Origin of the sequence: Mesorhizobium sp. M0293 (assembly GCF_040321735.1) — a bacterium.
Lineage (GTDB): Bacteria > Pseudomonadota > Alphaproteobacteria > Rhizobiales > Rhizobiaceae > Mesorhizobium.
Genome location: NZ_JAMYSA010000040.1, coordinates 34,211 through 58,603 on the forward strand (window position 1 = coordinate 34,211; position 24,393 = coordinate 58,603).

Consider the following 24,393-nt stretch of genomic DNA (forward strand, 5'->3'; position numbering starts at 1 on the left):
ATGCGCGCCCGCTTGCAGGGGCTCATTTGGGCGGCCAGCTGCCCTGGGCCTTGAGGTCGTCGAAGGTGGTCTGGATCGATGCGGCGGCGTCTTCGGGCGTGGTCGTGCCACCGACGATGCCGGCGATTGCCGAAGCCGTGGCGGTCGCGACTTCCGACGGCCAGATCCAGTCGAGGAACTTGATCGTGTTCGGGAAGGCTTGCTTGCGCAGTTCGACGGCATAGGCATCGTCGACCTGCGGCACGCCCTTGATCGAGGCCGCGATCGGCTGTTCCGGCGCGAGATAGAGCGTCGCGACCTCTGGCCTTGTCAGATATTCGATGAACTTGACCGCGGCATCGAGCTTTTCGGGCGGGATCGAAGAGGCGACGCACATGCCGTTGTCGGCACCGCCGCCATGGCCCGGCGCGCCCGGCGTTCCGTCCATCTTCGGAAAGGCGAAGACGCCCCTTTTGAAGTCCTTGACGCTCGACTGGAGCGACGGGATTTCCCAGGTGCCGCCATAATACATGGCGCTCTTGCCGGCGGCGAAGGCCGCACGCATGCCGTCCTGGTCGACGGAAAGCGAATCCTTGGAAAGGATGCCGTCATCGACCCATTGCTTGATCAGCTTGAACCCTTCGACATCAGGGGCATCGGTGAATTTCGCCGTGCCTTCAAGGTTCTTCTGCGTCTTGCCGACCGGGTCGCCCGAGGCCTGCGAAAAGGTTTCGAAGTACCACATCGGCCACATGACGGTGTTCGAGCCCTGATGCAGGAGAGGGATCACGCCCGCGGCCTTGAACTTCGGCACGGCCGCCTTCAGGTCGTCATAGGTCGTCGGGACGGGGATGCCGAGCTTCTGAAAGAGATCGACATTGTAGAAGATCGTCGATGTCGAAAGCGTCGAGATCGGCACGCCGTAGACCTGCCCGCTGACCGTGAAAGCGCCAAGCGCCGCGGCGTCGATCCTGTCCTGGAACGGCTTGATCTTGTCGGTAATCGGCATCACCAGTTTGCGCCTGACATAGGCGCCATTTGTGTAGAAGGCCGGGCAGGCGATCAGATCCATTTCCTGGTTTGCCAGCTTGGCGGTCATCACGCGCTGAATGGAATCGGTCTGTGGTCCCTGGGCATCCCACTCGACCGCGGCGACATCGGGATTGGCCTTGAGGAAGCCGTCGATAACCTGCTGCTGGATTTTCTTCTGCTCGTCCGGCGGTTGACGCGGCGCGAGTTCGTCGAGCGCCGAGCCGCCGAAAATCTTGAGCGTGATCCCGTCGGCGTGGCCGATGCCGGGCAGTGTGATCAGGCCGAGGCTTAAAAGTGCGGTGGCAAGGATGGGGGCGGCGGGACGTTGTTTCGGACGATGGGTCACTCTCTGCTGAAGGGGCATCTGGCTCTCCTTTACGCCAATGCCGAGGGGCAACCTCGGGACCAAGATCGTTGATGGTCATATGATCTTGGTCGCCTGTTGATGTTTTTGTCAATCGGCAGGAGTGCCTATTATTTCATCGATCTCGTTGGCCCTGAAAATGGCTTGAGGTACCTCGACATCGGCATCCGTGACGTTCTCACCACGCGCGGACTTCTCCAGGATCGGGGTGCGGATCGAGCCCGGGCTGACGGAATTGACGCAGATGCCGGCGCGCGCATGGTCGAGGGCCAGCGCGCGCGTCAGCGTGTGAATGGCGCCCTTGGCATAGGCGGCGACGTTCTGCTGGCAGGCAAAGCCCTGCACCGAAGCCACGTTGACGATGGCGCCGCCGCCACGCTTGATCATTTCCAGAATGCCGAAATGCACGGTCAAATCGATCGACCCGATATTGCCGACATCGCTTTGTTCCAGGTTTTTCGAAATCGGTGCTGGCAGATATAGGCGATGATCGTCACACCGCCTGCAGCGAGGCGTCTGGCGGTTGCGAGGCCAATCCCGGTCGTCCCCGCTACCAAGGCCACCGTCGTCTCGACATGGCGGCTTCAACGCCATCCAGTAATGGCCATCGAGTAATGGATTGTCACAAACGCCGCGATCTTTAGGAAAAATCTCCACGCGCGATCGTCTGAATTACACTAAATCCATAGACAAAGATTAGTCGCCATATGGCGCGCGTTTGTCTGGGTTGTCATATGGCAAAATCTCCCATCATTCTCAATGGCTTCACCATGAACGCCGTCTCCCATGTCGCCTACGGACTTTGGCGTCATCCGGCCGACCAGGCGTATCGCCACGCCGAACTCGACTACTGGATCGAGCTTGCCAGGGCGCTGGAGGAGGGCGGCTTCGACTGCTTGTTCATCGCCGATGCGCTGGGTCTCCTCGACGTCTATGGCGGTGGATACGATGCCTCGCTGGCAAAAGGCGTTCAGTCTCCGGTCAACGATCCGCTGTTGCTGGTCTCAGCCCTTGCCGGCGCGACAGACCGGTTGGGTTTTGGCGTCACCGTTTCGACGACCTACGAAAAGCCGTATCTGCTGGCACGCAAATTCACCACGCTCGATCACCTGACCAAGGGGCGCATCGCTTGGAACGTCGTCACCTCGCAGCTCGACAGCGCGGCGCGCAATCTCGGCCTGGACAAGCAGGTGGCGCATGACGAGCGCTACGAGATAGCCGACGAATTCATGGATGTCGCCTACAAGCTCTGGCAGGGCTCCTGGGAAGACGGAGCGCTGGTGCGCGATCGCGGCAGTGCGGCCAAACCGGACGGTCTCTATACCGACCCGGCAAAAGTCCATTCGATCGGTCATTCCGGACGCTATTTCAACGTGCCGGGCCCGCATCTTTCGGAGCCCAGTCCGCAACGGGTGCCGGTGCTGTTCCAGGCAGGCGGTTCGCCGCGCGGCCAGCACTTTGCCGCCCGTCATGCGGAGGTGGTCTTTGTCGCCGGTGCCGATGTCGATGGCATCCGCCGCAATGTTGCTGAGGTGAAGCGGCTTGCCCGCGAAAAGGGCAGGGCTCCCGGCAGCATCAAGTTCATATCCGCGGTCTCCGTGATCACGGATGCGACCGATGCCGCCGCTTCAGCCAAGCTCGCCGACTACAGATCGCACTGCGATGTCGAAGGCGCTCTGGTGCATTATTCGGCGACGACGGGCATCGACTTTTCCAGGCACGATCTCGACCAGCCCATCCGTTACACCGAGACCGACTCCAACCGTTCCCTGTTGCGCATGTTTGACGACCCGTCGTCGGGGCGGCCGTGGGCCCGGCGCCAGGCGTTTTAGCCGGCGGGTGGTTTCGGGCGCGGCAAGTCCTTTGTGGGCGGCCCGAAGACCGGCGCCGACGAGCTGGAACAATGGCTGGAAGCGACCGATACCGACGGCATCAACCTGACACATGTGGTCAGCCCCGGCAGCTTCATCGACTTCTCTGCCCACGTCGTTCCCGAGCTGCGGAAGCGCGGACGAATTCGCGAGGATGTCGGTCCCTCGCTGCGGTCCAGGCTCTTCGGGCGCGACAGCCGTGTGCCCGCCGATCACCCCGCGGCGCAACATGCGTTCTCGCAGGTCCGCCGGCCGGAGGCGTTGGCATCATGACGATCCACGCCGCCGTTCAGCGCGAGCAGCGCAGTGATTTTCAGGGCTGGGTCGAGCGGGCCGAGGAGGTCGCCCGCGAACTCAAGCGCACCGCCGCCGCGCGCGATCTGGCCGGCGCCGCACCGCATGCCGAGATAGACCTTTTGCGCCTGGCCGGCCTGCTGACGATCTATATCCCGAAGCGATTTGGCGGCGGTGGCGCGACGCCGGCCGAAGTGCTCAGGATCGTCCGCATCCTGGCAAAGGGCGATACATCGATAGCCCAGATCGCCATCTACCATCTGTTCGGCACGGCGATCGGTCTGGACGGCAACAATAAGACCTTGATCGAAAAACGGCTGGACGGCTTTTTCTCCAAGGGCTGGTTCCATGCCGGCATCGCGCAGGCCGCCTACGAGCCGCTTGTCGAGGCAAGGCAGGTGGACGGCTGCTTCGTGCTCGATGGCGCCAAGCCTTTCACCAGTGGTGCGCAGGTGGCCGATACGCTGCAGGTCTGGGTACGCTTTGCCAAGGGCACGCGGATTTCCGGCATCGATGCCAGCCGTCATATCGGCCAGTTCATCGTCGCAAATCCCACGCCCGGCCTCAGCTTCGGCAATGACTGGGACAATATCGGCCAGAGGCTGACGGTCAGCGGCAGCGCGACGCTCGAAAATGTCGCCGCATCCGCTGACGATCTGGTCGGGCATTGGCCGGAAGATACGGTTCATCCGCCGCATGCCACGCTGCACGTGCCGATCGTCCATGCGGCCTTCGGCGAACTCTATCTCGGCACCGCGCTTGCCGCTCTGGAAGACGCCAAGGACTACATCACCCAGCGCGGCAGGCCATGGCTGTCCTCACCGGCGAAGAAAGCTTCCGAGGATACGCTGGTCGTCGAGCGCTTCGGCCGGCTTTCGATCGCGCTGGCGTCCGCCGAGGCACTCGCGGATGCGGCTGGCGAAGCCGTGCAGCGCGCCTTCGAGCGCGGCAGGGATCTCACCGCGGAAGAACGCGGCCGCACCGCGGCAATCGCCTATCAGTCGAAGGTGCATTCGACCGAGGTCGCCCTGGAAGTGACGTCGCGCATATTCGAGCTGACCGGCGCCCGCTCCACTGCCCGCTCGCTCGGCTTCGACCGCTACTGGCGCAACGTCCGCACCCACAGCCTGCATGATCCCGTGCACTACAAGGTGCTGGAAGTCGGTGACTTCGCGCTCAACGGCCGTGTGCCGCCGTCAACCTACTATTCGTGAGGTGAGCCATGACAAATTCCACCAGCGAGGCGGTCAAGCCTCTCATCCTCAACGGCTTCGGCATGACCGTGGTCGGCCATGTGTCGGCGGGCCTCTGGCGTCATCCGAGCGACCGCGCCCACAATTATACCAGCCTCGAATACTGGACCTCGCTGGCCAAGTTGCTCGACGATGGCGGCTTCGATGCGCTGTTCCTCGCCGACGCGCTCGGCCACCTCGACGGTCTTTCGGGGCACGCCGGATGCGTCGCTGCGTACCGCCGCCCAGTCGCCGGTGAACGACCCGCTGCTGCTGGTCTCGGCAATGGCCGCCGCCACCAGGCATCTTGGGTTCGGCATCACCGTGTCGACGACCTATGAACAGCCCTATCTTCTCGCCCGCAAGTTCACCACGCTCGATCATCTGACCAAGGGCCGCATCGCCTGGAATGTGGTCACCTCGGTTCTCGAATCGGCGGCGAAGAATCTCGGCCTGGAACGCCAGATCGATCATGACGAGCGCTACGATCTCGCGCAGGAATTCCTCGATGTGACCTACAAGCTCTGGGAAGGTTCGTGGGAGGATGGGGCGGTCGTGCACGATCGCGAGAAGGGACTCTATACCGATCCCACAAAAGTCCATCCGATCGGCCATCGCGGCAAATATTTCTCCGTGCCCGGCGCGCATCTGGCGCAGCCCAGTCCGCAGCGCACGCCGCTTCTGTTCCAGGCCGGAACCTCGCCGCGCGGGCGCGAATTCGCCGCCCGCAACGGCGAGGTGGTGTTCCTCGGCGGCACCAGCACGGCATCCATCCGCCGCTCGATCGAGGCGATCCGCGCCCGCGCCGTCGAACTTGGACGAGCACCGGACGCGATAAAGTTCATCACGGCGGTTACCGTCATCACCGGAGCCACGGACGAGGAAGCCGAGGCCAAGCACAAGGACTATCTGTCCTACACCAGTGTCGAAGCAGCACTGGCGCTGTTTTCGGCATGGACCGGTGTCGACTGGTCGCAATATCCGCTCGACCATCCGCTCGAATATATCGAGACCAATGCCGGCCGCTCAGCACTTGCCAATCTGACGCGGATCGATGCCGACCGGCGTTGGACCGTGGCCGGGATCGCCGATTATATCGGGCTCGGCGGCATCCATCCCAAGCTGGTCGGCTCGCCGCAAAAGATCGCCGACGAGCTTGAACGCATCGCCGATGAATCCGGTGTCGACGGCTTCAATCTCGCCTATGTCGTCAGCCCGGGCACATTCGAGGATTTCATCGAATTCGTGGTGCCGGAACTGCGGCGGCGGGGCCGCATCCGCGAACGGGGCGCACCCGGCACAACGATCCGCGAGCGCTTCCAGGGCGAGGGACAGCGCCTGCTGCGCGACGACCATCCGGGAGCAGCCGCGCGCGACCGCTCGAGCTGGGGTGCAACAGCCGAGGCGGCCGAGTGAGCGGCATTTCGCCGAAGGCGCACTGGCGAACCTTGAAGGGGCTGCTCGCAGCCTGAAGCATGTCTGGTCTTTGGTGGCCGCGACAATGGAGCATGACGAGAAGACAATGTCGGACATCCAGATCTATCCCGGCCTCAGCGACGCCGAATTCGAGACCTGGGCCGAGAAGGCCCGCGACGTGGCGAGGCAACTCGCGGCGACGGCGCTCGAACGCGACAGGGCCAACAAGGACCCGGTGGAAGAACTGGCGCTGCTGCGCGACAGTGGCCTGCTTGGTCTCGCGGCACCGCGCGAATTCGGCGGCGCCGGCGCAAACCTTGTCCAGGCGCTCAAGATCAGCCGCATCATCGCCGCCGCCGATGGCTCGATCGGGCAGCTGATCGCCTATCACTATTCCAACGGTGTCTGGACCTACATTCTCGGCACGCGCCAGCAGTGGGAAAAGACGGCCCGCGGCGTCGGTTCACAAGGCTGGTTCCAGGGCGGCGTCAGCAATCCTCGCGACCAGTGGAATGAGATCGAGCATGTTGGCGGCCGCCGCTTCCTGAACGGCAAGCGCACTTTCGCAACCGGCGCGTCGGTGGCGCAGGTCATCACCGTCAGCCTGTGGGACAACGGCAAACGCGCCCACTACCAGATCCCGCCGACGCGCAAGGGCATCAGCTTCGGTTCCGACTGGGACAATCTCGGCCAGAGGCTAACGGCGAGCGGAAGCGTCACTTTCGACCGTGTCGAGGTCTTCGAGGACGAGTTGCTCAGCGCCCTCGACGACTATCAGGGCGATGTCGAGTTGCGCGACGGCCTGCGCGTCCTGTTCAGCCAGCTCATCTTCATCAATTTCTATCTCGGCATCGCCGAGGGAGCCCTTGCCGCCGCCGCCGATCATGTCCGCCGCTTTGGCCGGCCTTGGCCGGAGTCCGGGCTGGAACGAGCGATCGACGATCCCTACCATCTGGTGCTGTTCGGCCGGCTCTCCGCAGGCGTAGCGGCGGGCATCGCGATAGCCGACAAGGCCGCTGCGCTCTACGAGGCGGCACTGCATGCCGGCTCATCAATTACCGGGCAACAATGGGGCGAACTCGCAACGATTATCGACCAGGGCAAGATCGTCGCCAACGACGTCGTGCTCGACGTGACGGCGCGCATCTTCGAGGCGACGGGTGCGCGCTCGACGGCCAACAAATATGGCCTCGACATCTATTGGCGCAACGCGCGCACCCACACCGTCCATGACCCGGTCTCCTACCGGGCACGCGAGGTCGGCACATATCTGCTGGCCGAAACGCTGCCCAGGCCGCGCACCTACGCGCAGCCGCCCCAGCCGGAAGCGCACAAGCCGGATGAGCAGAGGCCTGAAGCCGTGCCCAGGCGGAAGGCGTCATGATATCGGATGTGCGCCTTCTGACCGGGAAGGCCGAACTCGCGCAGGCCGCGCGCACCTTCCGCACGGCCATGGTCGGCCTGCCGCCGCTCGGCCCGATCGACGACACGCTGATCGACAGACTGTTCGAGCCGGATCGCACCTGGGGCGCCTTTGACGGTGAGACGCTCGTCGGAACCACCGACTCCTATTCGGGACGGATGGCGGTTCCCGGCGGCGCCTGGCTGCCGCAGGCCGCCGTCACCCATGTCGGCGTGCTGCCCACCCATACGCGGCGTGGCGCGGCCACGGCGCTGTTCAAGGCGCAGCTTCGCGCGGCGCGCGAGCAGGGTGAGGCGGCGGCCACCTTGCGGGCCTCCGATGCGCGCATCTACGGCAATTTCGGCTATGCGATCGCCAACACGTCCGTCAGCTTCGAGGTCGACACGCAGCGCGCGCGTCTGCGGGCAGGCCTGATGTCCAGGGACCAGGTTCGGCTGATCGATAGTGACGATGCCTGGGCAGTACAGGCGCGCATCTATGCAGGCCAGTCGGCTCCGCGCGCAGGCGTCATCACGCGCTCGTCCTATTGGTGGGATTTCCAGGCGTTGCGGCAGGCCAACAGCGGCGCGCCGGCCTATGTCGCCATTCACGGCGAGAAAGGCTCGGAAACCGGGTTCGTGCGCTATCACCCTGTCGGCCTCGACAGCTGGTTCACCAGCTCGGAACGCACCATCGTGGTCGACGATATCGTGGCCTACAGTCCGGCCGCCTATATCGCGCTGGTCGCGCATCTGCTGGCGGTCGACCTGCCGCATCGCATCGTCTTCTGGAGCCGTCCCGCGGACGATCTGCTGCCATGGCTGTTCGAGGATTTTCGGAGCGTTCGCGTATCGGCGGTGCGCGACGAAACATGGCTGCGGCTCCTGGACGTGGAAAAGGCCCTGACCGCTAGAACCTATGCCGGACGGGACAGCGTCGTGCTGGAAGTCTCCGACGCCATCCTGCCCGAGAACACGACCCGGTTGCGCCTCTCGCCAGAGGGGGCCGAGCGCACCAATCTGTCCGCCGCCGTTGTGACCGATGTGGCTACGGTTTCGGCGGCCTATCTCGGCGGCGTGAAATGGTGGCAACTCGCGCAGACGGGGCGCCTCAATGCCTTCGACAGCGCCGCGGTCGAAACGCTCGACGCGCTGTTCACGGCGCCAGCCTTGCCGCATTCCGGAACAATGTTTTGACAGGCGACGCTAATATAAAATGCAATTTGAAAGCTGCACTGAAAAATAGACAATTTTATCTCTAAATTACAATCGCTTACTGCAATGGTAGTACGAAGAATTTCTTGCTAACTGGAGAGAAGTAATGGCAACAAAAGTTGCGCGCAATCTATCCAAAGGTGTTGCCGCCGGCCTGATGGTATTTTCTGCACTTGGTGCCTCCACGCAGGCGGAAGATCTGAAGCCTGGTGGGGTTCTGCGGATTGCTTCGATCCAGTCCGACCTCGATGCGTTCGATCCGCTTACCGGCTACAGCATCGATTCCTGGGAAATCCTGCGCGCGACGACGCGTCAGCTGGTGACCTATCCGGGCTCGCCCGCCGGCCTCAAGGAGGACACCACTCTGGTACCGGATCTCGCCAAGTCCTGGGACATCAGCGACGACGGCAAGGTCTACACCTTCCATCTGAAGGACGACGTTTTCTTCTCGGGTTCGACCGAACGCAAGATCGTCGCCAGCGATTTCGTCTATGGCGTCAAGCGCTTCTGCGATCCCAACAAGCAGGTCGCCGCCATCAACTATTTCAACCTCGTGATCTCCGGCTTCGTCGACTATTGCAAGGAATTCGCGAAAGTGCCGACGGGCGATCTGGCGGCAACCAAGGCCTTCACCGACACGCATGAGATTGCCGGTGTCTCGGCTCCCGACGAGCACACGCTGGTCATCAAATCGGATACCAAGAACTACGATTTCCTCAACATCCTTTCGATGAACTTCGTGTCGCCGGTGGCGCCCGAGATCGCGTCCAAATATTTCCCGGACTCGCTGGAGTCGCGCAAGAACCTGCCGTCCAGCGGCCCCTACTATGTCGACACCTACGAGCAGGGTCAGAAGCTGGTCCTGAAGAAGGCAAAGAATTTCAAGCCGGAGTCCGACCAGGCGCGCAAGGCCTATGCCGATGAGATCGACATCGACTTCACCGCCAACAGCGAGGACAGCGTCGTCCAGAAGATCATCGCCGGCGAGGCCGATCTGTCGCTTTATCTCGATATCCCGCCCATCCCGACGATCCAGCGCTTCCTGTCGCAGAAGAGCCCCAACATCCATGTGACGAACAGTGGATCGGCGAACTTCATCACCTTCAATCAGCGGCCGGAGGTCAAGAGCGACGGAGCCGAGGCGCTGCGCAAGCTGAAGGTCCGGCAGGCGCTGACCTATGCGGTGAACCGTGAGCATCTGGCGCAGACGCAGGCCGGTTCGATCGGCGCTGTGCCGCTCACCCAGATCATCACCTCCACCATCCTTGGTTTCGAGAAGTTCGATCCGTACCCGACCGAGAGCTACAGGGGCGATCCGGCCAAGGCCAAGCAATTGCTTGCCGAGGCGGGCTATCCGAACGGCATTGCATTTGACGCCATCTATCGCGGCAACGCACAGTTCGAAGCCATCGCCGTGACCGCGAAGGAGGATCTGGAGGCGGCGGGCATCACGCTCAACCTGATCCCGATCCCGCCGACGCAGTGGTACGCCTTCATCCAGGATCCGAAGAGCCGTTGGGATCTTTCCCTGGGCGGCACCTTCTCTCCCGATTGGCAGGGACCGAGCACGCGCATGCTGCTCGGCGGCTGGCTGAATTCGGACGCGGCACCTTGTGGCACCGGCAATGTCCACGCCATCTGCTACAGCAATCCGGCGCTCAACAAGCTCGCGGCGCAGGCTTATCCATCCGACGATCCGGGACCGATCTGGACGAAGGCCGACCAGCTCGTCTCCGCCGACTTGCCTTGGATCCCGCTGTTCGAGAAGCGCAAGGTCGTGGTCACCTCCGATCGTCTCGCCAACTGGGTATGGTCGTCGCTGGCAGTCAATGCCGACATCACCAACATCGCTCTCAAGCAGTAGCAAGCCCGGACCGGCAAAAGGAGGCGCGCGTGCCCATCTTCTCCATCGCCTATCTGCGCGTCGCATTCGGCGGCGTGGACGTGGTGCATGGCGTCTCGTTCTCCGTCGAGCCGGGCAGGACGCTCGCCATCGTCGGTGAATCGGGCTCGGGCAAGAGCGTGTCGCTGCTCGGCGCCACCGGCCTTCTGCCGCCGGCGGCGAGCGTACGCGGCAGCGTCCTGCACAAGGGTGATGAGATACTGGGCCTCGGCGCCGGCGACCTGCGCCGGCGGCGAGGCGCCGACATCGGCTTCATCTTCCAGGATCCGCTCAGCAACCTTCATCCACTGAAGACCATCGGCCAGCAGATCGCCGAAGCGATCACCGCCCACCACAGGGTGGGACGCGGGGAATTGCGTCAGCGCGTTCTCGATCTTCTGGCCGATGTCGGTATCCCCGATCCTTCGGCCCGTGTGAACGACTATCCCAGGCAGTTCTCCGGCGGCATGCGCCAGCGTGTGATGATCGCCGCGGCGATCGCGCTCAATCCCGGCCTCATCATTGCCGACGAACCGACGACGGCGCTCGACGTGACCGTGCAGGCGTCGATCCTCGATCTGCTGAAGCGAATTCAGCAGGACCATGGCACGGCAATGATCTTCATCAGCCACGATCTGGCCGTCGTTTCGGACATTGCCGACGATGTCCTGGTGATGCGTGCGGGACGGGTGGTGGAGCAGGCGCCGGCCGAGCTGATCTACCAGGCACCGCGCCAGGCCTACACCAGGGAGCTGCTCGGTGCGGCGCGACTTGGCGGCCTTGTCGCACGCGCGGCGCGGCCACCCTTGCCTGTGGCGCCCGACCTGCTTTCCGTCGCGGCAATCGCGCGTTCCTTCGCAGGCCGCTCCGCTGCGGGCGCTCTGATCAGGCCAGTACTTAAGGATATCTCGTTCAGCGTCCGCGAGAACGAGATTGTCGGCCTCGTCGGCGAATCCGGTTCCGGTAAGTCGACGATCGGCCGGCTGATCGCCGGCCTCGACCAGCCGGACGAAGGCAGCATCTCGTTGCGTGAGCGTAGCTATTCCCGTCCGGGTGCCGGCGGCGTCGCTTTCGACCGGCAATTACGATCGGACATACAAGTCATCTTCCAAGACCCCTATTCCAGCCTCAACCCGCGGCGGCGCATCCGGTCCATTCTGGCGGAACCCTTCATCATCGGCACCAGACTGGACGCAGCAGCGATACGCAGGCGCGTGCAAGATCTGGTGCGCGATGTCGAACTTCCCGACGACGTGCTCGACCGTTTCCCGGCCCAGCTTTCAGGTGGCCAGCGGCAGCGCGTCGCCATCGCGCGCGCCATTGCGCTCGAACCGTCGCTGATCGTCGCCGACGAGCCGGTATCGGCACTCGACATCACGACACAGGCAAAGATCATCAAATTGCTGCAGACCATTCGCCGGCAGCGAGGCCTGTCGCTGCTGTTCATCTCGCACGATCTGGGTGTCGTGTCGGAACTGTGCGACCGCGTCATCGTGCTGGAGAAGGGCGTCATCGTGGAAGCCGGCGAGACAGCCCGTGTCTTCGGCGCTCCCCGGCACCCCTACACAATCCGGCTGATAGACGCGATCCCCGGCAAGGCTTTGCAGCGCAACCCGGTTCCCGAGCGGATCGCCGCGCATGCCTGAGATCCGTGCCCTGGCGTCCGTCCAGGATCATGTCCTGCTAGGACATGGCGAGGTCGTGAAATCATACAGGTCGCTGCTTCTCCATGCACTGCTGCGCGAGCGTTCCTTCCGCATTGGCGCGCTGATCATAGGCTTTGTCACCGCCGGTGCGCTGCTGGCGCCCGTGGTCGCATGGCTGTTGGGGCACGGGATGACCGAGCAGTTCCGCGATACCGCATTGACCGAGATGGGGCTGCCGACCGGCCCCACGCTCGAATTTCCACTTGGCGCCGACGGCAATGGCCGCGATGTGCTGGTGAGGACGCTCTACGGCGCGCGCGTGTCGCTGGCCATCGCCATCCCGGCGACCACGCTTGCCATGATCATCGGCACCGCCATCGGCCTCGTCAGCGGATTTCTTGCCGGCCGTGTCGACCGCATCATTTCGCAGGCCGTGGACGTCGCTTTGTCCTTCCCGTTCATCGTCACCGCGCTCAGCCTTCTGTCGCTGAACCGGGGCGCCGACGGCAAGCCGCTGGTCGCGCCCTCGCTGGTGGTCGTCCTGATCATAACCCTGTTCTCGTGGACGTATTTCGCCCGGCTGACGCGTGGCCTTGTGCTCGTCTTGCGCCGCAGCCCGTTGGTGGAGGCCGCGCAGACGATCGGCGCCTCGGAGACCAGGATCATCGTGAGGGAAATCCTGCCGAACATCGCGCCGGTGATCCTGGTCTACTGGGCGGTGCAACTGCCGACCAACATCATCGCCGAAGCGACGCTCTCCTTCCTCGGCGTCGGCGTGCAGGCGCCGCAGCCGAGTTGGGGCAACATGATCGCCGAGGCGCAGCGCTCCTCCCTCTACCAGTTACAGCCCTGGTTCCTGCTCGGCCCCGGCATCGCGTTGTTTCTCACCGTAGCCGGATTCAACACGCTGAGCGCCGGCTTGCGCAACGTCCTCGATCCCCATCGCCGCAGCGGGTGACGCGATGATCCGGTATACAGGCGGGCTGATCTTCAGGGCGCTCTCGACGCTCCTCATCGTGCTGGTGATCGCGTTCTTCATCACCCGCATAGCCTATCGCAATCCGGCCGCCATGCTGGCGCCGCGCAACGCCAGCCAGCAGGCGATCGATGCCATAGCGCACGCGCTGCGGCTCAACGAGCCATGGTATCTGCAGCTGTGGTACTATCTCTACCGCGGTCCTGATATCCAGGGCGCGCCGATGGGGATTGCTCACTGGCCGCCGGCGCTGGGCTACTCCTTCCGCAAGCAGACACCGGTGACCGATCTCATCCTGTCCAAGGTGCCAGTGACGCTATCGCTCGCCCTTGGTGCAGTCGTCATCTGGATGACGTTTTCGATCCTGCTTGGCGTGATTGCCGCGCGCCGGCAAGGCTCCTGGCTGGACAGGCTGATATCGGGCTTCGCCTATGCGAGCCTGTCGGTGCCGACGTTCCTCTCCGGCATCCTGATCTCCTACTTCCTGTTCTTCCAGCTCTCTAACTATGGGATCTTCTGGTTTCCAAGCAGCGGCTACGTTCCGCTGACGGAAGACCCATTCGAATGGGCCCGTCATCTGGCGCTGCCGTGGCTGACACTGGCGCTTGCCGAGATCGGCATTTTCCAGCAGCTGGTTCGCGCCAGCATGCTCGAGATCCTTGGCGAGGACTACATAAGGACCGCGCGCGCCAAGGGTGTTCCGGAATGGCGGGTCTACTACGATCATGCGTTGAAGGCCGCCCTCAATCCGGTGATCACGCTCGGCGGTCTGGAACTCGCCGTCATCATGGGCGGTGCGATCGTCACCGAGACGATCTTCGGGCTGGATGGCGTCGGCCGGCTGGCCATCAACTCGGCACTAGAAGGCGATTTTCCGGTCGTCATCGGCACGACGGTCTTCGCCGCGGTATCGTTCGTGTTCTCCACGTTCGCCGTCGATATCATAACCAGATGGCGCGACCCGGTGGGCCTGTCGTGACCGCCCGCCATCAGGCAATTCGCTCTCATTTCAGCACGGATATTGGGAAAAATATTCGCTCTGCCCGATATCGGTGAAGCGCGTTCCCTTATCATAATCCCCTTTGTCTATAATCTTAGTACACAAACTGGCGCCGCAGTTCGCTAGAGGCAGGTCAGGCGCGCCATCCTGCGGAACCACACTATCCCGCGGGGCGACATCTCAGGCCCCGCGATCAATCATTCGACAAGGTGAATTCACAATGATCTCCCGCCTGTTGCGCACCCTCATGCTGTCTCTAGCAGTCACGCTCCTGACGCTGACCGGACTGGCGGCACAGGAGGCAGGCGGGACGCTCAACCTGATCGTTCAGCCCGAGCCGCCGACGGTCAATGTCGGCGTCAATCGTCTCGGCCCGACGACCTATGTCGGCAACAAGATCTACGAAAGCCTGTTGACCTACTCGGCCGATCTGAAGCCGCTGCCGAGGCTGGCGCAGAGCTGGTCGATTTCCGATGACGGCCTGGTCTACACCTTCAACCTGCGCCACGACGTCAAATGGCATGACGGCCAGCCCTTCACGGCCAAGGACGTGGTCTTCAGCTTCCAGAAATTCCTGCCCGCACTTCAGGCCCGCTCGCGGCTCAATCTGGCGGAGGTGAAGGATATCGCCACGCCGGACGACTACACCGTGGTGTTCACGCTCAAGGCGCCGTACCCGGCCTTCATCTATGTGCACAACACCGCCGTGCTGCCGGCCCATCTCTATGAGGGGGTGACGGACTTCCGCACTGCCGAGGCAAACAGCAAGTTCATCGGCACCGGTCCGTTCAAATTCGCGGAGTGGAAGAAGGGGTCATTCATCCACCTTGTCCGCAACCCTGACTATTGGGATGCCGGCAAACCCCATCTGAACGACATCTTCTTCCATGTCATCCCTGACGCCAACAGCCGCGCGGTCGCCTTCGAAACCGGCCAGGTCGATGTCCTGCGCGCAGGCGACGTCGAGAATTTCGACATCACGCGGTTGGCCGGGCTCGATGGCGTGCAACTGACCGAAGCAGGCTGGGAATTTCTTCAACCGGTCGGCTACATCCACCTCAACAATCGCCACAAGCCCCTCGATGATGCGCGTGTGCGCCAGGCGATCGCGCATGCGATCGATCGCCAGTTCATCATCGACACGATCTTTGGCGGATTCGGCCACGAGACCAACGGTCCGCTGTCGCGCCTGTCGCGGTTCAAGGACTCATCGGTCGAAACGAAATATGAATTCGATCCAGCCAAGGCAAATGCCATCCTCGACGAGGTTGGCCTGAAACCCGACGGTAACGGTGTGCGTTTCGAACTGCAGTTCGTTCCTCTGCCCTATGGCGAGCTGTGGCAGCGCGAGGCGGAATATATCCGGGAGGCGCTGGCGCCTGTCGGCATCAAGGTCAACATCGTGGCAACCGATGTGCCGGGATGGTTCAAGCGGCTCACCACCTTCGACTATGATCTTGCCGAGAACTTTGTCTACACCACGCCCGACCCGGCGATTGGCATCAGCTACGCCTATACCACGCTGCAAGGCGACAATGCGGGCACGACCGGCGGCAACGTGCATGGCTATTCCAACCCGGCCGTCGACAAGCTTCTCGCCGATGCCGCGCATGAGAATGATTTCGACAAGCGCAAGACGCTCTATTCGCAAGCCCAGAAGATCATTTCCGCGGACGTGCCGCTCATCTGGACGCACGACATCGTCTTTCCGACGCTCTACCGAACCAAGGTCCGCAACCTGATCACCACCGGTCTCGGCACCGACGAGAATTTCGCCGATGTCTGGCTGGCGAAATAGCCGCGGAGCCGGATGAGATGGGTCGTCTTGGCTTCCTGACGGGACGGGCTGCCCGCGCGGTTCTCATTCTGTTTGGCGTTATCGTCCTCAACTTCGTACTGCTTCGGCTGGCACCCGGAGATGCGGCATCGGTACTGGCCGGAGATCAGGGCGCGGCCGACCCGGCCTTTGTCGAGGAACTGCGCCATGACCTCGGGCTCGATCGTTCTGTTCCCGAGCAATTGTGGATCTACACCAAGTCGCTGGCGCGTCTCGACTTCGGCCAGTCCTATCGGGACCAGCGTCCTGTCATCGACATCATCGCCGAACGGCTGCCGGCGACGCTGCTTCTGACCTTGACGGCATTTGGTTTTGCGCTGACGGCCGGCATTACGCTCGGGTCGATCGCCGCCCGGCACGCCGGTAGTTTGCTCGACACCGTGCTCACCGGCATTTCGGTGATGTTCTTTGCCATGCCGCTGTTCTGGACCGGCCTGATGGCGATCCTGCTGTTCTCGGTCTGGCTGAACTGGCTGCCATCCTACGGCATGCAGACAGTAGGCGAGGGCGGGTCGGACCTCTCGCTTGTCGGGGATGTCGCCCTTCATCTCATTCTTCCGGCGCTGACGCTCGGCCTGTTCTACATGGCCATCTACATGCGCGTGACGCGCGCCTCGGTGCTCGACGTGCTCGATCGCGATTTTGTCCGCACCGCCTGGGCCAAGGGTCTGAAACCGGGCCTGATCTGGCGCCAGCATGTTCTGAGGAACGCGCTGCTGCCGATCATCACCTTCGCCTCCTTGCAAGCCGGACAACTGATCGGCGGGTCGATCCTGATCGAGACGGTGTTCGCCTGGCCAGGCGTCGGGCGTCTCGCCTTCGATGCCCTCATGCAGCGCGACTACAACCTCCTGCTGGCGATCTTCTTCATCACCTCGGCGATCGTCGTCGTCATCAATCTGGTCGCGGATTTTCTCTACGTTGCCGCCGATCCGCGCATCGAACTGGGGGCTTGAGGCCATGGCCCTTCTGCGAAGCTCGTTCCTCAGGCATCCGGGCGCCGTTGCCGGCGCGCTGATCCTGATCGCGATCCTGCTGATGGCGGTCTTCGCCGGCATTCTCTTTCCGGGCGATCCCTGGCGCATGGTCGCCCGTCCGAACCTGCCGCCCTTCAGTCCGGGTCATCTGTTCGGCACCGACATGCTAGGCCGCGATCTTGCGGCCGGCATCGCCCACGGGGCACAGGTCACGCTGCTGATCGCTTTGGCGGTGACGCTGCTCGCCGTCGCCTTCGGCACGGCGATAGGTGCTGTCGCCGGCTATTTCGGCGGCTGGGTCGATGACGTCGCCATGCGGTTCACCGAGTTCTTCCAGACCATCCCGAGCTTCCTGCTGACGGTCGTCATCGTTGCGATCATCGCGCCTTCGTTGACCTCGATCATCCTGGCCATTGCAATCGTCAGCTGGCCGCAGATCGCACGGCTGGTGCGGGCCGAGGTGCTCAGCCTCGTGAACCAGGACTTCGTGCGGGCGGCACGGGTTGGCGGGCTGTCGACTGCCCGCATCATCTGCGGGCACATCCTTCCTAACGTCCTGTCGCCGGTGATCGTCGCCGCTTCGCTGATGACGGCGACCGTCATCCTGATCGAGTCCGGCATCAGCTTCCTTGGTCTGGGCAATCGCGAGTTCGTCTCCTGGGGTTATCTGCTCGGCACCGGCAGGACCGCCTTTCGCGTCAACTGGTGGCTGTCGACCATTCCGGGCCTGGCGATCTTCCTCACCGTTCTTTCCCTGAACCTCGTCGGCGACGGCCTGAACCATTGGCTCAACCCTCGAAACAGCAATCGCGGCGGGCGCGCATGACGGCTCTGGTCGAGATCGACGATCTCTCCATCGCGTTGCCGGTCGATGCCGATCGGGCATTGGCCGTAGAGGGCGTGTCGTTGCGCATCGACCGTGGCGAAGTGCTCTGCCTGGTTGGCGAATCCGGGTCCGGCAAATCCATACTGGCAGCGGCCATTGCCGGTCTGTTGCCGGCGAAGCAGCTTCAGGTCGCCGCCGGTGCGATCCGTTTCGACGGCCGCGACGTCGCCGGGATCAGCGAGGCCTCGTTTCGGCTGCTGCGCGGCAAGCGCATAGGCTTTGTCTTCCAGGAACCGATGAGCGCGCTCAATCCGGTGCTGACCATCGGTCGCCAGATCGAGGAAGCGCTCGCCGCGCATGACGGTGGTGACCGCAGGGCGCGCGCCGCTCGCGTGCTGGAGCTGGCGCGGGCAACCAGGCTTCCGGATCCGGAGACGATCATCCACCGCTACCCGCACCAGCTTTCGGGCGGGCAGCGGCAACGGGTGATGATCGCCATGGCGATCGCCAACGACCCGGACCTGCTGATAGCCGATGAGCCGACCACCGCGCTCGACGTCACGACCCAGGCTGAAATCCTGCGGCTGATCCTTGAAATCCGCGAAAGGCTCGGCCTCGCGATCCTGTTCATTACGCATGATTTCGGCGTGGTCGCCGACATTGCCGACCGTGTCATGGTGATGAAGGAGGGGCGGGTGGTTGAGGCCGGCCGAGCGCATGATGTCCTCGAAGCGCCGTCGCAGCCTTACACACGCCGCCTGATCGAAGCCGTTCCGGTTCTGCATGCCAATGCAACGGACAGACAGGACGCAGGGGATCCGTTTCTCGTGGTCCGCGGGCTGACCAAGACCTATCGCGATCGCCGCGCGCCATGGCGGCGGCAAATATCCGCCACCAGGGCACTCGACGGCGTCAGCCTGACAATCGGGCCAGGCGAGACGGTCGCCTTGGTCGGTGAATCCGGTTCGGGCAAGACGACGCTCGGCCAATGCGTTGTAGGGCTGGCCGACTGGGATGAAGGCAGCCTGCGCTTTGACGGGCGTGATCTCGCCGGGACGACACGCGAACGGACTTTGCGTCCGCGTATCCAGATGGTGTTTCAGGATCCCTTCGCCTCCCTCAATCCTCGCCATCGCGTCCGCCGCATCCTGACCGAAGCCGCCATAGTCAACGGCCTTTCGCGCGAGAGGGCCGAGGAGCGCATGTCCCGTCTTCTTGTCCGCGTCGGGCTTGATCCCAGTGCGGCCGATCGATTTCCGTACGCTTTCTCGGGAGGCCAAAGGCAGCGCATCGGCCTGGCGCGAGCACTCATGCTTGAGCCCGATCTGCTCGTCGCCGACGAGCCGGTCTCGGCCCTGGATGTCTCGATACAGGCGCAGATCCTCGACCTTCTGGCGGAAATCAAACGCGACCTCGGCCTGTCGATGCTGTTCATCACGCACGACCTGCGTGTCGCCTCGGCGATCGCCGACCGCATCGTCGTCATGCAGAACGGCAAGATCGTCGAGGATGGACCGGCGGAGCAGGTGTTGACGCGACCCCAATCCGACTATGCGCGTGCGTTGCTGGCGGCGGTCCCAGGCCTGTCTTGGGAGCGCAGCCGCGAGCAGATCAACCGGGCGGCCGCGGAATAGAGGTGCTTTGCGATCGGTGCGGCGAAACGAGGAAGGTGTCGCGCCGTGGTTAGCGTTGTCTCATGACTAAGGGATAGTCGAAGGAAATCCGGCAGACGCATCGTGCAGAGAATAGCCGCCAAAAATATTATTTTCCGGAAAGCGATAATATGCAGCGCTGACTTTCTTTCATGCGCCCTCAGATTGGATCATCCGTTGCTTTGATCGGGACGCTCAGCGTGTCACCTTAAACGCGTTATCCATATCCAGAGTGCTTGCCAATGGCCGATTCTACTTCTCCTCGCCAATTGCCCATTCTGGATTTCTCCCGCTTTGACGGCGGGTCCGCGTCACGGCATTCCTTTCTGGAGGACCTGCGGTCGATCGCCCGCGACGTCGGTTTTTTCTACCTGACAGGGCATGGAATCGCCCAGTCGCAGATCGATGATGTGCTGCGCGTTTCCAGGCAATTCTTTGGGCTTCCCGAGGCTGCCAAGCTCGAAATCGAAATGGTCAACTCGCCACATTTTCGCGGCTATAACCGTGTCGGCCAGGAACGGACCAAGGGTCAGCGCGACTGGCGCGAGCAGGTCGATATAGGCTCCGAGGCGCCGGCCTTCCCTCTCGATCCCAAGCTGCCTGTCTGGACCCGGCTGGAGGGTCCTAACCAATGGCCGAACGCTCTGCCCGAGCTGCAGCCAGTGCTGCTCAACTGGCAATCGGAACTCACCGACCTGTCGACCAGGCTGCTGCAGGCCTTTGCCATCGCGCTCGAGCAGGACAAGGACGTCTTTGCCTCGATCTATCGCGGCACGCCCAATCACCTCATCAAGATCATCCGCTATCCGGGCCGTGATGCGACCGAGAGCGAGCAAGGCGTCGGTGCGCACAAGGACAGCGGTTTTCTGACCTTGCTGCTGCAAGAGAAGCAAAAGGGACTGGAAGTTGAAACCGAGAGCGGCTGGATCGACGCAGAGCCGCGCCCGGGCACGTTCGTCGTCAACATCGGCGAACTCCTCGAAATGGCGACGGACGGCTATCTGAAGGCGACGGTTCACCGCGTCGTCACGCCGCCGGCCGGTGCCGATCGGCTCTCGGTGGCATTCTTCCTGGGCGCGCCGTTCGATGCCGAGGTGCCCTTGCTGGAACTCGCTCCTCATCTGAAAGCGCAAGCCGGCGGCATCACGCGCGATCCGCAAAATCCGCTGTTCCGCAATTCCGGGCAGAACGCCCTGAAGAGCCGGCTGCGTTCACATCCCGATGTCGCCCAACGCCATCATGCCGACCTCCTCGCGGCCCAGGGCCACGCCGAACTCGTTCCCATCGCTTGAACCGGAGAATTGACGATGACGCTCGAGAACCTTGCACCCGAAACGCTGGCCCTGCATGGCGGCACATACCGTTCCGACCCAGCGACAGGGGCGGTTGCGGTGCCGATTTACCAGACGACATCGTACCAGTTCCGGGACACGGATCATGCCGACAAGCTGTTCTCGCTCGATGAGGACGGACACATCTACACGCGCGTATCCAACCCGACACAAGACGCCTTCGAGCAGCGCATTGCGGCGATCGAAGGCGGTGCCGCGGCGTTGGCCGTTTCGTCCGGACAGGCTGCTTCCGCCTATTCGGTTCTCAACCTCGCCGGGGCCGGCGACAACATTGTCTCATCGACCGATCTCTATGGCGGGACCTGGGCGCTGTTTGCCGCAACGCTGAAGCATTTCGGCGTCGAGGTGCGGTTCGTCGATCCGTCCGATCCAGAGAATTTCCGCCGCGCCACCGACGCGCGAACACGCGCCTACTACGCGGAATCGCTGCCCAATCCCAAGCTGCATGTCTTCCCTATCAAGGAAGTCGCCGACATTGGCCGGTCGCTCGGCGTGCCGCTCATCGTCGACAACACGGCGGCGCCGCTGATTCTGCGGCCGTTCGACCATGGTGCTGCCGTCGTCGTCTACTCCGCCACCAAATATATCGGCGGCCACGGCACGACGATTGGCGGCCTCATCATCGACGGCGGCAATTTTCCCTGGGAAGAGCATGCCGAGCGCTTTCCCACGCTCAACCAGCCGGATCCGAGCTATCATGGCAAGATCTGGGTGGAGGCGGTCAAGCCGCTCGGACCCGTCGCCTATATCGTGCGCATCAGGACCGTGCTGTTGCGCGATATCGGCGCCGCGATCAGCCCCTTCAGCGCGTTCCAGCTGCTGCAGGGGCTGGAGACGCTGCCGCTCCGCATTCGCCAGCATAGCGAGAATGCGATCAAGGTGGCGGAATATCTGAAGGCCCACCCGAAAGTCTCGAGCGTCATCTTCCCGCGCTACCAGTCGGGTGAAGAGAAACGGCGGGCCGACTACTATCTGCGAAACGGCAGCTTTGGCGCCCTGGTCGGTTTCGAGCTGAAGGATGGCCGCGAGGCGGGGCGCAGCTTCATCAATGGGCTGAAGCTGCTGTATCACGTTGCCAATATCGGCGACGCAAGATCGTTGGCAATCCACCCTTCGACCACGACGCATTCCCAGCTTTCACCCGAAGACCAACTCGCGACCGGCGTGACGCCCGGCTATGTCCGTTTGTCGATCGGCATCGAGCATCCCGACGACATCATCCGTGATCTCGACCAGGCGCTCGATCAGGCGGAGGGCGAGAGAGAATTGAAAGCTGCTTAGATCCACAAGGCAGAGAAAAGAAGGAACCTGACCATGCCCAGAATTGTGCCGGTGCTCGATCTGAGCCGTCTCCAACAAGGTGCGTCCGAATATCGTACCTTTCTCCTGGACCTGCGTACGGCGGCCCGGGATGTCGGCTTCTTCTACCTCAGCGGCCACGGGATTTCCGCCTCGGAGATCGACGACGTGCTCGATGCCTCGCGCCGGTTCTTCGCGTTGCCCGAGGCCGACAAGCTGGCGATCGAAATGGTCAAATCCCAGCAGTTTCGCGGCTACACCCGCGCCGGCGGCGAACTGACCAAGGGCGCGGCCGACTGGCGCGAGCAACTCGACATCGGCGTCGAGCGCCAGCCCATACAGCAAGGACCTGGAATTGCGCCCTGGACGCGGCTGCAAGGGCCGAACCAATGGCCCCAGGCATTGCCGGATCTCAAGCCGGCGCTGCTGGCGTGGCAGATCAAGGCGACGGCAGTGGCGACCCGCTTGCTGAAGGCCTTCGCGCTGTCGCTCGATCAGCCCGAGGACGCCTTCGACGCGATCTACCGCGACTCGCCCAACCATCGCATGAAGATCGTGCGCTATCCCGGCCGTGATGCGACCGAAGGCGACCAGGGCGTCGGCGCGCACAAGGATGGCGGCTTCCTGACCCTGCTGCTGCAGGACGACAACAAGGGGCTGCAGGTCGAGTATGATGGAAGCTGGGTGAATGTCGACCCGATCCCCGGAACGCTGGTCGTCAACATCGGCGAACTGCTCGAACTGGCATCGAATGGCTACCTGCGCGCCACCGTGCACCGCGTCGTGACGCCGCCTGCCGGCGTCGAGCGGATTTCCGTTCCCTTCTTTTTCAGCGCGCGGCTCGATGCGACCATACCGCTTCTCAGCCTTTCCGAGGAACTGGCGGCGCAGGCGCGCGGACCGGCAAGCGATCCCGACAACCCATTGTTCCGCGATGTCGGGACCAATGTGCTCAAAAGCCGACTGCGTTCACATCCCGACGTGGCACGCCGCCATTACGCTGATCTCCTCCAGACTGGAACCGCGGGCTTGTAACGGTTGCTGAGCACGAATTTTTGCTCATTTGTATATTTTTGGAATTTCATTCGTCGCCAAGTCACCGAAATAGGCTCAAACAGGTAAAATCGTTCGGCAGTTTCCTCCCATTCCGCTGAACGGTGTTCCCCTCTGAAGGTTTTAACCTTCTTTTGGCCGGGCCGTATTCGAGCCCGGCCATTTTTTGTCCCGGGACCTCCTTCTTCAGCCGTGCCGGAACGTGTCTTTCGCGAGGGAAACACATTCGGAAACGGTGCAGGTTCGCATTCGCCGCCAATGGGCATTTTCGAAGCAATCTGCTTTCCGGACAGGCAGAAAATTGGATTGCCGTTCCTTAGTCTACAAAAATTATAGAGTTAACTTCGAGGCAGTCGAACAGAGCGGGGGACGTTCCGCGGTCGGCTGGCAACAATGAACCTCAGGAGTTGACTGACATGACGATTGCAATGCGGCCTGGCGCCGGTTGGAGGACGGCTCTGGCGACGACGCTGGTGGTGGCGGCAGGGCTGTTTTCGACCGCGACCTATGCAGGCCCGACGCTCGACAAGATCAAGGAGCGCGGCTCCATCAAGGTCGGTGTCGGCACGACACCCGGCTTCTTCTCGCCGGACAGCAACGGTCGCTGGCAAGGTTTCTTCGCCGACTACGGCCGTGCCCTGGCGATCACCGTCTTTGGCGATCCGGAAAAGGTGGAGTTCACCAATTCCTCGCCGCAACAGCGTCTGCCGGCGCTCCAGGCGGGTGAATTCGACGTGTTGCTGTCGGGTGTGACGGTGACCATCACGCGTGCCTTCCAGTTGGGCTTCCATTTCGGCCCGACGGTTTTCTATGACGGCCAGGGCATCCTGGTGCGCAAGGATCTCGGCGTGACCAAGGCAGCCGACCTCGATGGCGCCACCATCGGCGTTCAGAGCGGCACGACGGGCGAATTGAACATCGCCGACTTCTTCCGCAAGACCGGCAAGAAGTTCACGCCGGTGACGATCGAGGACACCGGTGAGTTCATCAACGCGCTGGAGACAGGTCGCGTCGATGCCATCACGCAAGATTCGTCCGATCTCGTCGGCAAGCGCACCCAGCTGAAGAAGCCCGACGACTATATCATCC

20 protein-coding genes and 1 pseudogene are annotated in these 24,393 nt (G+C 62.7%); 19 read left to right on the plus strand and 2 right to left on the minus strand.

The genetic code is table 11. From position 1 onward, the window contains the following. Nucleotides 1–22: 22 nt before the first annotated feature. Together NKJ06_RS16955 and NKJ06_RS16960 are read right to left on the minus strand one after the other, a co-directional pair. Nucleotides 23–1,375, minus strand: coding sequence for an ABC transporter substrate-binding protein (locus NKJ06_RS16955; protein ID WP_352810272.1), 1,353 nt, complete (start codon nucleotides 1,373–1,375; stop codon nucleotides 23–25). 93 nt (nucleotides 1,376–1,468) lie between these two features. After that, nucleotides 1,469–1,938, minus strand: a pseudogene (locus tag NKJ06_RS16960) (SDR family NAD(P)-dependent oxidoreductase); the annotation flags it as partial. Nucleotides 1,939–2,109: 171 nt separating this feature from the next. Here NKJ06_RS16960 and NKJ06_RS16965 point away from each other — a divergent pair. The 19 genes from NKJ06_RS16965 to NKJ06_RS17055 all read left to right on the plus strand — a co-directional run. Beyond that, nucleotides 2,110–3,207, plus strand: coding sequence for an NtaA/DmoA family FMN-dependent monooxygenase (locus NKJ06_RS16965; RefSeq protein ID WP_352810273.1), 1,098 nt, complete (start codon nucleotides 2,110–2,112; stop codon nucleotides 3,205–3,207). Nucleotides 3,208–3,240: 33 nt separating this feature from the next. After that, entirely contained in the window at nucleotides 3,241–3,519 is a 279-nt protein-coding gene (locus NKJ06_RS16970) for an FHA domain-containing protein (protein ID WP_352810275.1), read from the plus strand. Next, nucleotides 3,516–4,754 carry an acyl-CoA dehydrogenase family protein gene (locus tag NKJ06_RS16975; protein WP_352629493.1) on the plus strand — a complete coding sequence of 413 codons (1,239 nt, stop codon included), beginning with the start codon at nucleotides 3,516–3,518 and terminating at the stop codon, nucleotides 4,752–4,754. The genes NKJ06_RS16970 and NKJ06_RS16975 overlap by 4 nt, the downstream gene beginning before the upstream one ends. Nucleotides 4,755–4,762: 8 nt before the next feature. Next, nucleotides 4,763–5,113: a hypothetical protein gene (locus NKJ06_RS16980; RefSeq protein WP_352810277.1), complete on the plus strand. Its 351-nt coding sequence runs from the start codon at nucleotides 4,763–4,765 to the stop codon at nucleotides 5,111–5,113. After that, entirely contained in the window at nucleotides 5,028–6,188 is a 1,161-nt protein-coding gene (locus tag NKJ06_RS16985) for an NtaA/DmoA family FMN-dependent monooxygenase (protein WP_352810278.1), read from the plus strand. Before NKJ06_RS16980 ends, NKJ06_RS16985 begins: the two co-directional genes overlap by 86 nt. A gap of 106 nt (nucleotides 6,189–6,294) precedes the next feature. Next, nucleotides 6,295–7,572, plus strand: coding sequence for an acyl-CoA dehydrogenase family protein (locus NKJ06_RS16990; RefSeq protein ID WP_352810280.1), 1,278 nt, complete (start codon nucleotides 6,295–6,297; stop codon nucleotides 7,570–7,572). Further along, the gene (locus tag NKJ06_RS16995; protein WP_352629488.1) at nucleotides 7,569–8,786 is read left to right on the plus strand and encodes a GNAT family N-acetyltransferase; all 1,218 of its coding nucleotides are present in this window, start codon (nucleotides 7,569–7,571) and stop codon (nucleotides 8,784–8,786) included. The genes NKJ06_RS16990 and NKJ06_RS16995 overlap by 4 nt, the downstream gene beginning before the upstream one ends. A 124-nt stretch (nucleotides 8,787–8,910) precedes the next feature. Further along, the gene (locus NKJ06_RS17000; protein WP_352629485.1) at nucleotides 8,911–10,668 is read left to right on the plus strand and encodes an ABC transporter substrate-binding protein; all 1,758 of its coding nucleotides are present in this window, start codon (nucleotides 8,911–8,913) and stop codon (nucleotides 10,666–10,668) included. Nucleotides 10,669–10,697: 29 nt separating this feature from the next. Further along, the gene (locus tag NKJ06_RS17005) at nucleotides 10,698–12,332 is read left to right on the plus strand and encodes a dipeptide ABC transporter ATP-binding protein (RefSeq protein WP_352629483.1); all 1,635 of its coding nucleotides are present in this window, start codon (nucleotides 10,698–10,700) and stop codon (nucleotides 12,330–12,332) included. Continuing rightward, on the plus strand, nucleotides 12,325–13,290 hold the full coding sequence (locus tag NKJ06_RS17010; RefSeq protein ID WP_352629482.1) for an ABC transporter permease: 966 nt from the start codon (nucleotides 12,325–12,327) through the stop codon (nucleotides 13,288–13,290). Before NKJ06_RS17005 ends, NKJ06_RS17010 begins: the two co-directional genes overlap by 8 nt. Nucleotides 13,291–13,294: 4 nt before the next feature. After that, the gene (locus tag NKJ06_RS17015) at nucleotides 13,295–14,287 is read left to right on the plus strand and encodes an ABC transporter permease (RefSeq protein ID WP_352629481.1); all 993 of its coding nucleotides are present in this window, start codon (nucleotides 13,295–13,297) and stop codon (nucleotides 14,285–14,287) included. A 241-nt stretch (nucleotides 14,288–14,528) separates the two neighbouring features. After that, nucleotides 14,529–16,106 (plus strand): ABC transporter substrate-binding protein, encoded by a 1,578-nt coding sequence (locus NKJ06_RS17020; RefSeq protein ID WP_352629479.1) that lies wholly within the window; start codon nucleotides 14,529–14,531, stop codon nucleotides 16,104–16,106. Nucleotides 16,107–16,123: 17 nt separating this feature from the next. Beyond that, nucleotides 16,124–17,101, plus strand: a complete 978-nt coding sequence (locus NKJ06_RS17025; protein WP_352629477.1) for an ABC transporter permease — start codon at nucleotides 16,124–16,126, stop codon at nucleotides 17,099–17,101. Nucleotides 17,102–17,105: 4 nt separating this feature from the next. Beyond that, nucleotides 17,106–17,948 carry an ABC transporter permease gene (locus tag NKJ06_RS17030; protein ID WP_352629475.1) on the plus strand — a complete coding sequence of 281 codons (843 nt, stop codon included), beginning with the start codon at nucleotides 17,106–17,108 and terminating at the stop codon, nucleotides 17,946–17,948. After that, the gene (locus NKJ06_RS17035) at nucleotides 17,945–19,582 is read left to right on the plus strand and encodes an ABC transporter ATP-binding protein (RefSeq protein ID WP_352629473.1); all 1,638 of its coding nucleotides are present in this window, start codon (nucleotides 17,945–17,947) and stop codon (nucleotides 19,580–19,582) included. The genes NKJ06_RS17030 and NKJ06_RS17035 overlap by 4 nt, the downstream gene beginning before the upstream one ends. 260 nt (nucleotides 19,583–19,842) lie before the next feature. Next, nucleotides 19,843–20,892: an isopenicillin N synthase family dioxygenase gene (locus NKJ06_RS17040; RefSeq protein WP_352629470.1), complete on the plus strand. Its 1,050-nt coding sequence runs from the start codon at nucleotides 19,843–19,845 to the stop codon at nucleotides 20,890–20,892. 15 nt (nucleotides 20,893–20,907) lie between these two features. After that, complete coding sequence (locus NKJ06_RS17045; RefSeq protein ID WP_352629467.1) at nucleotides 20,908–22,233, plus strand: O-acetylhomoserine aminocarboxypropyltransferase/cysteine synthase family protein; 1,326 nt, start codon at nucleotides 20,908–20,910, stop codon at nucleotides 22,231–22,233. 33 nt (nucleotides 22,234–22,266) lie between these two features. Then, nucleotides 22,267–23,286, plus strand: a complete 1,020-nt coding sequence (locus tag NKJ06_RS17050; protein ID WP_352810281.1) for an isopenicillin N synthase family dioxygenase — start codon at nucleotides 22,267–22,269, stop codon at nucleotides 23,284–23,286. Nucleotides 23,287–23,732: 446 nt separating this feature from the next. Then, nucleotides 23,733–24,393: transporter substrate-binding domain-containing protein (locus tag NKJ06_RS17055; RefSeq protein ID WP_502905627.1), on the plus strand; the 661-nt coding region annotated here is incomplete at its 3' end.